We start from the raw sequence: 13,484 nt of genomic DNA on the forward strand, positions 1-13,484 counted from the left end.
TTTTGTTTCAGGGCAGGATCAGGCGTGCACCACCGCCCCTGGCAGGTCGTCGGCCATGAATCCGCTGGATGGGATAATGGCGACAGTACTGACGTCGATCATCTGCCAGGCCGCCTTGTCTTCGCCCATGTCGGCCTCAGTCAGAACCAGTTCGACAGGCTCCACCATTGGCGGCAAAGGCGACGATGGCGCCAACAGCGGCGCCTGCGGATCGGTCAGCAAATGCTCCAGTGACAGCTCGGTCGCGCTGTCGGACATGCCCGCCTGGCCGGCCTCGTTTGGCTCGGCAGGCGGCAGGATGTAATCGAAGCCATAACCCATGCTCCACTGCCCACCCGACTGAACGAAGTAGGTGTTCTGGCCCAGTGAAGCCGGAATGTTCTGGCTCCAGTCACCATTGCCGTCAGCTTGCACCACGATCGGCCGCTGCGAGCCGGTCAGATAGATTTCGACCATCGCCCAGGATTGCGCCTTGCCAAATGCAGTGAAACTGGCGCCAGCCGCCTCGCCGCCGTTGCCAATCAACGCGCCCTGCTCGTCACGGATACCGGTAATAGTGGGCGCGTCCTGCAGAGTCAAGACAAAGGGCTCCGAACGGGTCCCGTCGACAACCACCTGCAGCTCGTTGCGTCCGTCGACCAGGGTCGGGCGGTAGGTCCATTGGCCATAGGCGTCGGCTTGCACGGTCGCGACAATCGCGCCGTTGTGCAGAACCGTGACCCACGCGCCGGGGGTGGCAGAGCCCATCACCCTGGGCTCGGCATCATCCAGCGCGCCGCCGTTGGCCACGCGCGCCTGCTGGCCGACTAAATCCTGGGCGTGGCTGATTTCCGGCTTGGGCGCTGCCGGCGGCGCGTAGTCGATGTGATAGGGCTCGCTGGTCTGCCCGTCGGCACTGGCGGTGATCTGGTTGGCGCCGGCCTCGAGCGTCACCTTGACGTGCCATTTGCCGTCGTGCCGGGCCGTGACCAGATACTCCGTGCCGTTGACCATGACCGTGACCTGGGCCCAGGGCGTGGCAGTGCCTTGCACCTGCCCGGCACCTGGCTCGATGGCACTCCATTCGCTGAAATGGGTGATTTCCGGCGCTGGAATGGCTGGCGGCGTGTAGTCGACAAGATAGGGCTCGCTGGTCTGGCCATCCGCCGAAGCGGTGATCTGGTTGCTGCCCGCCTCGAGCGTCACCTTGACGTACCATTTGCCGTCGTGCCGGGCCGTGACCAGATACTCGGTGCCGTTGACCATGACCGTGACCTGGGCCCAGGGCGTGGCAGTTCCTTGCACCTGCCCGGCACCTGGCTCGATGGCACTCCATTCGCTGAAATGGGTGATTTCCGGTGCTGGAATGGCTGGCGGCGTGTAGTCGACAAGATAGGGCTCGCTGGTCTGGCCATCCGCCGAAGCGGTGATCTGGTTGCTGCCCGCCTCGAGCGTCACCTTGACGTGCCATTTGCCGTCGTGCCGGGCCGTGACCAGATACTCGGTGCCGTTGACCATGACCGTGACCTGGGCCCAGGGCGTGGCAGTTCCTTGCACCTGCCCGGCACCTGGCTCGATGGCACTCCATTCGCTGAAATGGGTGATTTCCGGTGCTGGAATGGCTGGCGGCGTGTAGTCGACAAGATAGGGCTCGCTGGTCTGGCCATCCGCCGAAGCGGTGATCTGGTTGCTGCCCGCCTCGAGCGTCACCTTGACGTGCCATTTGCCGTCGTGCCGGGCCGTGACCAGATACTCGGTGCCGTTGACCATGACCGTGACCTGAGCCCAGGGCGCGGCAGTGCCTTGCACCTGCCCGACGCCTGGCTCGATGGCACTCCAATCACTGAAATGGGTGATTTCCGGTGCTGGAATGGCTGGCGGCGTGTAGTCGACCACATGCTCCGAGCTGGTCTGGCCTTCGGAGCTCGCGGTGATCTGGTTGGTACCGGGCTCCAGCGTGACATTGGCATGCCATTTACCGTCGTGCCGGGCCGTGACCTGATACTGAGTGCCGTTGACCCATACCGTGACCGGCGCCCACGGCGCGGCGACGCCGTGAACCTGGATGAACGCATCGAACGGATTGGGCGCGCCGACGTAGGTAATTTCCGCCCGTGGGTCCGCAGGCGGGTAGTGATTGATGGTGTAGGGGTCGGCCGTCTGCCCTTCGGACGAGACGGTGATCTGGTTGCGGCCATCGTTCAGGGGCAAGGTGATACGCCAGACGCCGTCGGCATCGGCGGTGATCGAATGGAACGTACCGTTGTAGCGCAGAAAAACCGTCGCCCCCGGATTCGCGGTGCCCTCGAACACGGCATTGCGATCATGAGAGATATCCCCGCTGCCGATCGCCTGGCTCGGATCGGCCGCGGACCACACCCCCGTGATCACTGGCTTGCTGGCAACTGTCGAACGAAAAGTGTCGGAGACTTGCGGGGTCGATGCTGCAGAGGTGACGCGTTGTTCGGCCATATCAAGGGTCCTGATCAATAAAGGGGAAAAGCTCCGGGCTGGGAAGCCCGGTCTCCTGGCAGTATCAGTCGGTCAGGTGGCCTTGCCTTTGAGACGGGTCTGGATTTTTGGCAGGCCTTGGGTTACCGGATTTGGCCGTCAGCGTCCGCCGCGCAACCACTGGATCAACGCGCCCGCTGCGGAGTACTGGCGCATGATGGCCTGGTAGCCCTCGAATCGGCTGGTGATCTCGTTGACCTGATTGGCGAAATGATCGCTTTCAGCGCCCAGCACATCGAGCAGGCTGCGCTTGCCCAAGTGGTACCACTGCTGATGGAACGCCAGGCGAATGGCATCCGTTTCGCCGACCAACGCCTGATACAGCTCGGCACGCTGCAGCGAAGCCTGAGCCAGCTGATGGGCCGAGCCGATATGCAGTCGCAGCTCCTCGCGCAGCTGCTCGGTCTGCTCGCGGCCCGCTTCGGCGCGTTGCAGCTGCGCACGCTCGGCGGCGCGCAAGGAGCCGCCGCGAAAGGCGCTCCAGTTGAGGGTCAGCGCGGTCTGCCACGGCTGGTCACGGCCCAGCGCGTCCTTGCCGGTATTCTTGTTGATCACCCAATCGAGCCGCGGCAACGCCGAAGCTCGCACGATGCTGGCCTGCAAGCGGGCCGCTTCGGCGCCGGCCTCGCTGCGCTGGATGCCCGGATGCCCATCGACTTGGGCCAGTAGGATGGCGAGGTCGGCCGGGGGAATATTCCAGTCACGCGTCCTCGGAATCGCCATCGGACGCTCGCCCACCAGCCTGTGCAATTGGATCTGCGCCGTCGCCGCCTGGCTCTCGGCGTTTTCCCGCGCACTTTGCGCCTGCAGCAACCGCGCCCTGGCCTGGACCAGCTCACTGGAGCGCCCGGGGTCGGCTGCCGCAATGCGTGCCAACCTGTCGACCAACTCGCTCATGCGCGCCTCGAACTGCTCTGCCAGTTCGATGATGACCCGTTGTTTGCCCAGTTCCAGCAGCGTGGTGGTGACGGCGTAGGCGCTGTCTTCCAGCTCCACCTCGATCGCGGCAGCGGCGGCCTGGGCCAGCAGTTGGCGACTGGACAGCGTATGGGCGATCCGCCCCCAGTCGTAGACCGGGGTCACCAGCTGGATGTCCAGCCCCTGGCTGGATGCGTCGCTGAACTCGCTGCCAGCCCCCCATTTCAAAGGCCTCGAGCGGGTGCCCAGATCCAGCTGCGGCAAGCGCTGGCCCCGGGCTTCGGTAACATCGCTGCTGGCAGCCTGATGCTCGGCCTGCAACCGACGTAGCTGCGGGCTGCGGTCGGCGGCCGCTTGCACGGCCTGCCAGAACAGCTGCCGCACCTCGGCTTGCGAAGGGCCCGCCTGCCCGGAGCGCCCAACGAGGGAACTTGCCCCCGGCGGCGTCAGGGCCAGCGCAGAGGCGCCGGGCAAGACTCCCGGCTCCTCGGCCAGCACTGTGCTGGCGCAAACCCAGGCCGACAGGCAGATCGCCCCCAGCCCCTTGACCCTCCCACCGCGCCGGGCCCCAACATTGAACCACCGAGCGATTTTCATCTAACGCTCCCGGAACGCTTCGCGCGCCTTGAGCACCGGCTTGAGCAGATAGTCCAGAACGGTCTTTTCGCCGGTCCGGATATCCACTGACGCGAGCATCCCGGGCAGAATCGGCAGCTGCCGTCCGCCAGCCTCCAGGGCAGCGCCATGGGTGCGCACCAGCACCCGATAATAGGTATCGTCCTGGCGCCCTGCGGCGGCCCTCTGGTCATCCTTGAGAGTGCCGGGACTGAGATGCTCGACCTGCCCTTTCAGGCCACCATAGATGGCGTAGTCGTAAGCCGTGAGCTTGACCGTGGCCGGCAGGCCTGGGCGCAGGAAGGCGACGTCGGCCGGGCGGATCCTGCCTTCCACCAGCAGTTGTTCTTCCAGCGGGATGATTTCCAGAATCGGCTCACCGGGCTGGATGACACCCCCCAGGGTGTTGAAGCGCACGTTCTTCACCGTGCCGCGTACCGGCGCCACCACCACGGTGCGCTCGACCACATCAGCGCGGCCCAGCAGGGTCTGCTCGGCCTGGCCGAGCTCAAGCTCCATGCGGCTGAGCTCGGCGTTGGCATCGCTGCGAAACCTGGTGCTGCGCTCGACGATCTGCGCGGTGATTTCATTGGCTTGACGCTGCATGCGCAAGAATTCGACCTCGGACATCAGGCCCTGAGCCACCAACGGCTCGGCCAGGCGATTTTCCCGCAGCGCCAACTCGTGGCTGCGCTCAAGCACGGCAATGCTGCGCGCAAGGGCCTGACGGCGAGCTTCGAACGCCTGGGTTTCCTGAGCCACCAGCGGTGCCTGCGCGCTCACCTGGTCGTCGAAACTCAAGGGCACCGCGTAGGCTTCGGCGCGCAGCCGCGAGACGCCCGCCCGCAGGCCGAGCACCTTGGCCTGCGCCTCTCGGTAACTGGCTTGGGCGCGGGTGGCGTCGATCTTCAGCAACAACTGCCCCTTGTCGACCACCGAGCCCTCGCGGACCTCCATGGCCTCGAGAATGCCGCCCTCCAGACTCTGGATCACCTGCTCGCGGCTCAAGGAAATCACGGTACCCTCGCCCCGGGTAATCTCCTCGACCCGCGCCTGGCTGGCCCAGAGCAGCGCGCCGAGCAGCACCACCACGATCAGGTAGAGCATCCGCCGCGAACCAGGCGTGGTCTGGCCGAGCAAGGACTCCTGCATGTCGTTCAGGTAGGCCGCATCGCCCGGCAGCAGCCTGCCAGTGTCAGGCCTGCGTCGCCAGATCGCCCTCATCATCGGCCCGCTCCCGGCACCGTGGCAACGCTGGGCAGGCTACCCAGCACCTTATCCTTCGGGCCGTCGGCGACCACCTTGCCCTCTTCGACCACGATGATTCGCTCCACCAGGGTCAGCAGCGAGGGCCGGTGAGTGACGATTACCAGCGACTGGCCGACGGTGGCGCGCTTGAGATGTTCCAGAAACAGCGCTTCGGTCTGACTGTCCATGGCGCTGGTGGGCTCGTCGAGCAGCAGCAGCCTGGGCCTGGCGAGCAGGCTGCGGGCCAGAGACACCAGTTGACGCTGGCCGCCGGACAAGCCTTCCCCCTGTTCCGCAATGGGCAGGTTGATGCCTTGCGGATGCCTGGCCGCGACTTGATCGAGACCTGTCAGGCGCAGCACCTGCAAGAGCTCGTCGCTGGTGGCCTGGGGACGGCCCATCAGCAGGTTTTCCCGCAATGAGCCATGAAACAGGCGCGCCTCCTGGCCCACGTAGCCCACGGCATGGCGCCAATCGGCCGGGTCGATCTGCTGGACGTCGAGGCCGTCCCCCAGCATTTGCCCGCTGACCGGCTGGTAGAGCCGCGCCATGATCTTGAGCAAGGTCGACTTGCCACTGCCGATGCGCCCCAGGATGGCCACCCGCTCGCCTGCACGAATGCTCAGGTTGACGTCCGCGAGCACCACCGGGTTGGATTGCATGGGGGGCGCCGGGTAGGCGAACCCTATGTGCCTGAGGGTCAGCTGGCCGCTCAGCCTGGGCTTGGCCAGATAGGAAGTACCAGGGTCGCGATCAGTGGGCAGGGCCATCAGCCGATTCAACGACTGCAGGGCCGCCTTGGCCTGCTGGAAGCGCACCGCCAGGCCAACCAATTGACCCAAAGGCGCCGTGGCACGCCCGGCCAGCATCACCGTGGCGATCAGCGCGCCCATACTCAACTCGCCGGCATCGATGAGGTAGACCCCGGCGATGATCAGCGCCACCGTCTGAAACTGTTGAAAAAAAGCGAATGCACCCGTGGCCCCGCTGCTCAACTGCCTGGACTTGAGCGCAGTTGTCGAGGCCAGCGCACAAAAGTGTTCCCAGCGCCTCTGCATCGCGCCCTCCCCGCCCACCGCCTTGAGGGTTTCCAGGCCCTCGACCGCCTCGATCAGCAAGCCCTGCTTGAGCGAGGACTCGCGCAGGTTCTCCTGCATGACGCGCGCGAGGGGCCACTGAATGATGACGCCGACGGCCAGAATCAGCGGAATCATCATCAGCGGTATCCAGCCGAGTGACCCACCGACGGCAAAGATGACGGCGACGAACATCAGCACGAACGGTAGATCGGACAGGGTGGCGAGGGTGGCCGAAGTGGTGAATTCGCGCACCGACTCGAACTCGCGCAGCTGGTTGGCGAAGGCGCCGGAGGAGGCGGGTTTGTGCTCCAGTCGCACCGCGAGCGCCTGCTTGAACAGACGGGCGCCGAGCACCAGATCGGCTTTCTTGCCGGCGACATCCAGCAGCCAGGCCCGCAGGTAGCGGGCGATCGCCTCGAACACCATGGCCAGGGTCACCCCGATACCCAGCGACCACAGCGTCACGAAGGCCTGGTTGGGCACTACGCGGTCGTAGACGTTCATGGTGAAAAAGATGCTGGCCAGGGCCAGCACATTGATCAGCACCGCGCCGAGGGCAGCGCTGCGGTAGTAGCGGCGATAGTGCCATAGCGTGCCGAACAGCCAATGCCCGGCCGGGGCTTGTGCCTGCTCTCCGGCGCGCGTATCGACCCCGGCAGCGGGCTTGATCAGCAGGGCATGGCCGGCGTAGAGCTGGTCCATCTCCTGCTGGCTGAGCTCGACCGGGCTCGTACCGATCTCCGGAATGATCAGGCGATAGCGATACCGGGGCCGGTGGTCGGCGCCCAGGTCGCTGGCGCGACCGAGCAGCACGCAGCCACCGCCCCCCTGGCGCAGTAAAAGCAGCGGCATCAACGGCTCAGGCAAGGACTGCGCAGGCCGCGCAACCAGCCCTGCGCTCAGGCCGGCGTTGGCCAGCGCGGCAATCGCCAGGCTGGCATTCCAGGCGCCAGCGACGGGCAGACCGGCGGCCAGGGCCTGGGCCGAGCTGGCCAGACCATAGTGCTCACAGAACCAGCCGACACTGCTCAGCAGCGAGTCCTGCGGCGGCTGCAGGGCGTGGCTATTCTCGGCCATGGCTGGGCAACTCCCCCAACTGGCTGTTGATCCGGAAAAGCTCCAGGTCCCGGCTCAGGCCCAGCTTGCGCAAGGCCGACTGCTTCTGGCCACTGATGGTCTTGCGACTTCGCACGAACTTGGCAGCGATCTGCGACACCGACAGCCCCTCCAGGCAACAGCGCAGCACTTCCAGTTCGCGCGGTGTCAGGCTGGGATTGGAGAGCAAGGAAATTTCCGGATTGATGCGCAGTGCAGCGTCGGCTGCCGGGTCGACTTCGCTGGCCAGCCCCTGCATCTCGGCTTGCATCGCCGGGCTCAGGTAGATGCGCTCCCGGGCCACCGTACGCACCGCCTGCGCCAGGTCATCGAGGCCCTGCGACTTGCCGATGAAGCCACGCGCGCCAGCGCGCAGGACCACCGACACAGTCGCCGGGGACTCCATCACCGAGCAGATCAGCAGCCGCAGCTGCGGCTGACGAATCCGCAGCAGGCGGATCAGGCCCAGGCCATCGAATTCGTTGACGCCCAGGGCGTAGTCCAGCACCAGCACATCGATGCGGTCCTGCGCCAGTTGCGCCAGTGCCTCACGGCTGGAGCCATAGGTCGCCACCACGTACAGATCACGCTCCTGCTGCAGGCGCACCAGCAAACCCATGCGGATCAGGGCATGGTCGTCCAGTACCGCGATGCGCAGTGGATTCAACTTCGACCAGTTCACAGCCTGCTCCGTCCCGTGGTCCACAGGGCTGGCATCTTGCTGAATTCCGCGCGACAGGTATCTGAGAAGTGTCTGAAAAAAAGCGATCTCGCCTGGCCAGGCCAGCTCTTTGCACTCGTTTTTTCAGGGAGTGGCTGCCAAGAACATTTTGCGGACAAACCGAATGCTATAAATTCGCCCATCGACTTCGGAGACCTGCGATGCGCACCGCCCTGCTGTTAGCCACCCTGCCCTTCTTTGCCGCCTGCCAGCTGTTCACACCGGTCCCGCAGAACCCCAACGCCGGCCTGACCCGCATGCAGGGCGAACTCGGCGGCGAGAACGGCCAACTGCTGTTCCAGCCCTGCAACGAGCATCGCCGCTACGTGGTCACGGACACCGGCCACACCAGCCTGCTGCAGGAGGCAGCGACCCTGGCCAGCCGGCCAGGCAAGCTCTATGTCGACCTGCGCGGCAGTTTCAACGCCAGCAGCGGCGGCGGCACCGATGGCCAGGTCAACCTGCAGCAGGTGTATCGCCTGGCGCGCTCGGACAGCGCCTGCAGCGACCCCAACTACAAGACGCTGGTCCTTGCCGCCAATGGCCAGGCGCCGCACTGGAGCGTGCGGGTCAACGCCAAGGGTATGGAAATCCAGCGCCCGGGGCAGCCTGACCTGGCCCTGCCAGTGCTCGAGGAAACCCTGCCAGACGGCCGCCTGAGCCTGTCCACCGAGGCCAACGACCTGCGCATCGAGCTGTGGCTGGCGCCGCAGCGCTGCGTGGACTCGGCCACCGGTACCGTGTCGTCGCTGACCGCCGAGCTGCGCATCAACGGGCAGGTCCAGCGCGGCTGCGCCTGGTTCGGCGGCGCGCGCAACGACTGACGGCGCACATTTAGCATGACGCCTGCCCGGACTGGCAGCTTATAATTGCCGGTTCGTGTAAAGCCGCCGGGCCGTTCTCCCGTGGCCCGGATATTGGACCCTGTCATGCTAAGAATCACCGAACTCAAGCTGCCCCTGGATCACTCCGACGAAGCCCTGCGCCCCGCCATCGTGCAGCGCCTGGGTATCGCCGACGATCAGTTGGTGGATTTCACCCTGTTCAAGCGCAGCTACGACGCGCGCAAGAAAAACAGCGAACTGCAATTCATCTACACCATCGACCTGAACCTCCACGACGAAGCGGCGGTGCTGCAACGCTTTGCCGGGGATCACAACGTCAATCCAGCCCCCGATGTCAGCTACAAGGTAGTGGGCCATGCCCCCGCCGGGTTGACCGAGCGCCCGCTGGTGGTGGGCTTCGGCCCCTGCGGCATCTTCGCCGCGCTGCTGCTGGCGCAGATGGGCTTCAAGCCGATCGTGCTGGAACGCGGCCGCGAAGTGCGCCAGCGCACCAAGGACACCTGGGGCCTGTGGCGCAAGAACGTGCTCAACCCCGAATCCAATGTGCAGTTCGGTGAGGGCGGCGCCGGAACCTTCTCCGACGGCAAGCTTTATAGCCAGATCAAGGACCCGCTGCACCATGGGCGCAAGGTGCTGCACGAGTTCGTCAAGGCCGGCGCGCCGGAGGAGATCCTGTACGTCAGCAAGCCGCACATCGGTACCTTCCGCCTGACCGGCATGGTCGAGACCATGCGCCGCGAGATCGAGGCGCTGGGCGGCGAAATCCGCTTCGAACAGAAGGTCACCGACCTGCTGGTCGAAGGCGGCCAGGTACAGGGCGTGGAACTGGCCGGCGGTGAGCGCATCGCTTCGCGCAACGTGGTCATGGCGTTAGGCCATAGTGCCCGCGACACCTTCCGCATGCTGCATGCGCGGGACGTGTTCATGGAAGCCAAACCCTTCTCGATCGGCTTTCGCATCGAGCACCCACAGTCGGTGATCGACCAGGCTCGCCTGGGCAAATACGCCGGCCACCCCAAGCTCGGCGCTGCCGATTACAAGCTGGTGCACCATGCGCAGAACGGCCGCTCGGTCTACAGCTTCTGCATGTGCCCCGGCGGCACCGTGGTCGCCGCCACTTCCGAGCCCGGACGCGTAGTCACCAACGGCATGAGCCAGTACTCGCGCAACGAGCGCAATGCCAACTCCGGCATCGTCGTCGGCATCACCCCCGAACAGGACTACCCGGGCGGTCCGCTGGCGGGCATCGAGCTGCAGGAAGCACTGGAGTCCAAGGCCTATCTGCTCGGCGGCAGCAACTACGAGGCCCCGGCGCAGCTGGTCGGTGACTTCATCGCCGGCGTGCCCTCCACCGCACTGGGCAGTGTCGAGCCTTCCTACAAGCCGGGGGTGGCCCTGGGCGACCTGGCGCTGGCTCTGCCGGCGTTTGCCATCGAAGCCATTCGCGAGGCGCTGCCGGCCTTCGAGAAGCAGATCAAGGGTTTCTCGCGTCATGACGCCGTGCTCACCGGTATCGAGACGCGCACCTCCTCGCCCCTGCGCCTGACCCGCGGCACCGACCTGCAGAGCCTCAACACCCGCGGCCTGTTCCCGGCCGGCGAAGGCGCGGGCTACGCCGGCGGCATTCTCTCGGCCGGCGTCGACGGCATTCGCATCGCCGAAGCGGTGGCGCGCAACATGCTCGGCCTGACCGAGCAACGCTGACGACCGCTGGTCTTTTTAGGATTATTCCTAAAGACCGGTTCTTGCGGAGCGAGTTAAATCCCCTCGCTCCGCAAGAATGAACCCCTTGCTGGCGCCACCCTAGGTTACAAATACCAATACAAAAAATGTATCAAGCAGTGGCATGAGTCGCTAGGGTGGCTATTTCCGCCTTCACAGGGAGTATTTCCATTGGCGCTGCGCAGCACATTCACCCGATTCTTCAAAATGGAGGCCGCCAGCGGCCTGTTGCTGATCGCGGCCGCCGCCCTGGCCCTGATCGTCAACAACTCTCCCCTCAGCGCGCTGTACAACCATTTCCTCGAAGTGCCCGTGGTCGCCGGCGTCGGCGCCGTAGTGATCGCCAAGCCCCTGCTGCTGTGGATCAACGACGGCCTGATGGCGTTGTTCTTCCTGCTGATCGGGCTTGAGGTCAAGCGCGAAATCCTCGAGGGCCAGCTGGCGGACCCGGCGCAAGTGATCCTGCCAGGCGCCGCTGCCATCGGCGGCATGCTGGTACCCGCCCTGGCGTACTGGTTCATCAACCGCGACCACCCCGACGCGCTGGGCGGCTGGGCCATCCCCATGGCCACCGACATCGCCTTCGCCCTGGGCGTGCTGGCCTTGCTCGGCAAGCGCGTGCCGACCTCGCTGAAGCTGTTCCTGATGACCCTGGCGATCATCGACGACCTCGGCGCTATCATCGTCATCGCATTGTTCTATTCCAGCGATCTGTCCGGGCAAGCCCTGGCCCTGGCCGGCGCCTGCATCGTCGCCCTGATCGCCATGAATCGCCTGGGTGTGGTCAAGCTGGCACCCTACCTGCTGGTGGGTCTGGTGCTGTGGGTCTGCGTGCTCAAGAGCGGCGTGCATGCCACTCTCGCCGGGGTCACCCTGGCGTTCTGCATTCCCCTGCGCACGCGCCAGGCCGGGGTGTCGCCGGTGCGCTACCTGGAGCACGCCCTGCACCCCTGGGTCAGCTACGCGATTCTGCCGTTGTTCGCCTTCGCCAACGCGGGCGTCTCGCTGGCCGGGGTCAACCTGGAAAGCTTCACCCACCCTGTGCCGCTGGGAATTGCCGTGGGCCTGCTGCTGGGCAAGAGCGTCGGTGTGTTCGGCCTGACCTGGCTGGCGATCAAGCTGCGCCTGGCCAGCCTGCCCCAGGGCGCCAACTGGGGGCAGGTATTCGGGGTGGCCATCCTCTGCGGCATCGGCTTTACCATGAGCCTGTTCGTCGGCTCGCTGGCCTTCGTGCCGGGGATGAGCGAGTACGCTGGGGAAGACCGTATGGGTATCCTGACCGGGTCGATCCTGGCGGCGTTGATCGGCTATGCGTGGACGCGGGCGGCGTCGCGCAAGGCCTGAGGGCGCTGCAGGCCTGTGCAGGGCGACATAAAAAAGCCCCAGACCTCGCGGTCTGGGGCTTTTTTTGTTGCAGCGCGGTTTAGTGCGCTACGCGGCTGGTGCCGTCCACGGTCATGATACGCACCCGCTCGCCGACCCGGAAAATCTCGTTTTCCTGAACCTGCTGGACATAGGCACGCATGCTGCCGTCATCTTCACGCACGGTGATTTCCACGCCCTGGGCGCGGGTCAGGCCGTCTTCGGCGGCCGAACCCAGCAAACCGCCAGCCACAGCACCGATCACCGCCGTGATGATGCTGCCACGGCCGCCACCCACCGCGCTGCCGGCGACGCCGCCGACTACGGCACCGGCGCCAGCGCCGATCGGGGTCTTGGTGCCCTCGATTTTCACCGGACGCAGGGATTCGATGGTCCCCATGCGCACGGTCTGGACGCGACGGGCTTCGTCACGCGAATAGCTGTCGCCACTCAGGTTGGAAACGCAACCGCCCAAGAGCAGGGAGAAAGCCGTGATGCTGGCAGCCAGCAGTAATGATTTACGCATGTGAAAAAATCTCCAAAGGGCAGACGCACATTAGACGCCGTGCGCCAATACGTGTCACCAGAGTGACAGTATAAAGTTGTTTCCATTCAGCTGGCAGTCAGCGAGCCAAGCGAGCCGAGGCGGCAATATAGCGCAACACAAGCCCGTGGTGGCGATGATGTTCTGGACCCTGCAGGCGGGTGATCGGTTCGAGTGCGTGGTGAGCGGCTCAGGGGGCCAGGCGCTCGCGGGTCCAGGCGTCGCCTTGCAGGCGGTAGTCGAGTCGATCGTGCAGGCGACTGGGACGGCCCTGCCAGAACTCGATGCGGTCGGGCACCAGGCGGTAACCGCCCCAATGTTCCGGGCAATGCGGCGCCGTGTCGGCAAAGCGTGCCTCGGTAGCCTTGAGCAGCGCCTCGAGCTCCGCGCGATCAGCGATCACCTGACTTTGCGGCGAAGCCCAGGCGCCCAGGCGACTGCCCAGTGGGCGCACCTGGTAGTAGGCGTCGGACTGCGCCGCGCTGACCTTGACCACTCGGCCCTCGATGCGCACCTGACGCTCCAGGGTCGGCCAGAAGAAGGTCAGCGCGCCGAAGCCGCTGGCATCGATCTGCTGGCCCTTGGCACTCTGGTAGTTGCTGAAAAAGGTGAAACCCTGCTCGTCGAGCCCCTTGAGCAGCAGCACCCGGCAGTGCGGGCGGCCTTCGGCGTCGACCGTCGCCAGGGTCATGGCATTGGCCTCGATCGGCGCCTGCTCGGTCTTTACCGCCTCGCCGAACCATTGCCGAAACAAGGCGAAGGGCTCGGCGGGGGCCTGGGCTTCGGTGAGGCCGTCGCGGGTATAGTTGCGACGCATGTCAGCCAGGGACTGAGTCATTGCAGCG

General features: G+C 65.4%; 10 protein-coding genes. 3 read left to right on the forward strand and 7 right to left on the reverse strand.

All coding sequences use genetic code 11. From position 1 onward, the window contains the following. Positions 1-18: 18 nt before the first annotated feature. The 5 genes from SFA35_RS20665 to SFA35_RS20685 all read right to left on the reverse strand — a co-directional run bounded on the left by SFA35_RS20665 (position 19) and on the right by SFA35_RS20685 (position 8,127). Positions 19-2,451, reverse strand: a complete 2,433-nt coding sequence (locus SFA35_RS20665; protein ID WP_320572371.1) for a hypothetical protein — start codon at positions 2,449-2,451, stop codon at positions 19-21. A 138-nt stretch (positions 2,452-2,589) separates the two neighbouring features. Further along, positions 2,590-4,005, reverse strand: coding sequence for a TolC family protein (locus tag SFA35_RS20670; protein WP_320572372.1), 1,416 nt, complete (start codon positions 4,003-4,005; stop codon positions 2,590-2,592). Beyond that, the gene (locus SFA35_RS20675; RefSeq protein WP_320572373.1) at positions 4,006-5,250 is read right to left on the reverse strand and encodes an HlyD family efflux transporter periplasmic adaptor subunit; all 1,245 of its coding nucleotides are present in this window, start codon (positions 5,248-5,250) and stop codon (positions 4,006-4,008) included. It lies immediately after the preceding gene. Beyond that, on the reverse strand, positions 5,247-7,427 hold the full coding sequence (locus SFA35_RS20680) for a type I secretion system permease/ATPase (RefSeq protein ID WP_320572374.1): 2,181 nt from the start codon (positions 7,425-7,427) through the stop codon (positions 5,247-5,249). The genes SFA35_RS20675 and SFA35_RS20680 overlap by 4 nt, the downstream gene beginning before the upstream one ends. Further along, positions 7,414-8,127: a response regulator transcription factor gene (locus SFA35_RS20685; RefSeq protein WP_320572375.1), complete on the reverse strand. Its 714-nt coding sequence runs from the start codon at positions 8,125-8,127 to the stop codon at positions 7,414-7,416. Before SFA35_RS20685 ends, SFA35_RS20680 begins: the two co-directional genes overlap by 14 nt. A gap of 200 nt (positions 8,128-8,327) precedes the next feature. On the opposite strand from SFA35_RS20685, the gene SFA35_RS20690 reads away from it, so the two are divergent. The 3 genes from SFA35_RS20690 to nhaA all read left to right on the forward strand — a co-directional run bounded on the left by SFA35_RS20690 (position 8,328) and on the right by nhaA (position 12,077). Further along, entirely contained in the window at positions 8,328-8,990 is a 663-nt protein-coding gene (locus tag SFA35_RS20690; protein ID WP_320572376.1) for a hypothetical protein, read from the forward strand. Positions 8,991-9,095: 105 nt separating this feature from the next. Further along, on the forward strand, positions 9,096-10,715 hold the full coding sequence (locus tag SFA35_RS20695) for an NAD(P)/FAD-dependent oxidoreductase (protein WP_320572377.1): 1,620 nt from the start codon (positions 9,096-9,098) through the stop codon (positions 10,713-10,715). A 189-nt stretch (positions 10,716-10,904) separates the two neighbouring features. Next, entirely contained in the window at positions 10,905-12,077 is a 1,173-nt protein-coding gene (gene nhaA, locus SFA35_RS20700; RefSeq protein ID WP_320572378.1) for a Na+/H+ antiporter NhaA, read from the forward strand. A gap of 79 nt (positions 12,078-12,156) precedes the next feature. Here nhaA and SFA35_RS20705 read toward each other — a convergent pair whose 3' ends face one another. Further along, positions 12,157-12,621, reverse strand: a complete 465-nt coding sequence (locus tag SFA35_RS20705; RefSeq protein ID WP_320572379.1) for a glycine zipper 2TM domain-containing protein — start codon at positions 12,619-12,621, stop codon at positions 12,157-12,159. 208 nt (positions 12,622-12,829) lie between these two features. Further along, entirely contained in the window at positions 12,830-13,477 is a 648-nt protein-coding gene (gene pdxH, locus SFA35_RS20710) for a pyridoxamine 5'-phosphate oxidase (protein ID WP_320572380.1), read from the reverse strand. Between the last annotated feature and the right edge of the window lie 7 nt (positions 13,478-13,484).

It is taken from the genome of Pseudomonas sp. HR96, from assembly GCF_034059295.1.
Taxonomy (GTDB): domain Bacteria; phylum Pseudomonadota; class Gammaproteobacteria; order Pseudomonadales; family Pseudomonadaceae; genus Aquipseudomonas.

What these genes read in the sequence shown, in the direction of transcription:
- SFA35_RS20665 (WP_320572371.1), bottom strand. Translation starts at nt 2,451, where the DNA reads ATGGCCGAACAACGCGTCACCTCTGCAGCATCGACCCCGCAAGTCTCC.
- SFA35_RS20670 (WP_320572372.1), bottom strand. Translation starts at nt 4,005, where the DNA reads ATGAAAATCGCTCGGTGGTTCAATGTTGGGGCCCGGCGCGGTGGGAGG.
- SFA35_RS20675 (WP_320572373.1), bottom strand. Translation starts at nt 5,250, where the DNA reads ATGATGAGGGCGATCTGGCGACGCAGGCCTGACACTGGCAGGCTGCTG.
- SFA35_RS20680 (WP_320572374.1), bottom strand. Translation starts at nt 7,427, where the DNA reads ATGGCCGAGAATAGCCACGCCCTGCAGCCGCCGCAGGACTCGCTGCTG.
- SFA35_RS20690 (WP_320572376.1), top strand. Translation starts at nt 8,328, where the DNA reads ATGCGCACCGCCCTGCTGTTAGCCACCCTGCCCTTCTTTGCCGCCTGC.
- SFA35_RS20695 (WP_320572377.1), top strand. Translation starts at nt 9,096, where the DNA reads ATGCTAAGAATCACCGAACTCAAGCTGCCCCTGGATCACTCCGACGAA.
- SFA35_RS20705 (WP_320572379.1), bottom strand. Translation starts at nt 12,621, where the DNA reads ATGCGTAAATCATTACTGCTGGCTGCCAGCATCACGGCTTTCTCCCTG.
- pdxH (WP_320572380.1), bottom strand. Translation starts at nt 13,477, where the DNA reads ATGACTCAGTCCCTGGCTGACATGCGTCGCAACTATACCCGCGACGGC.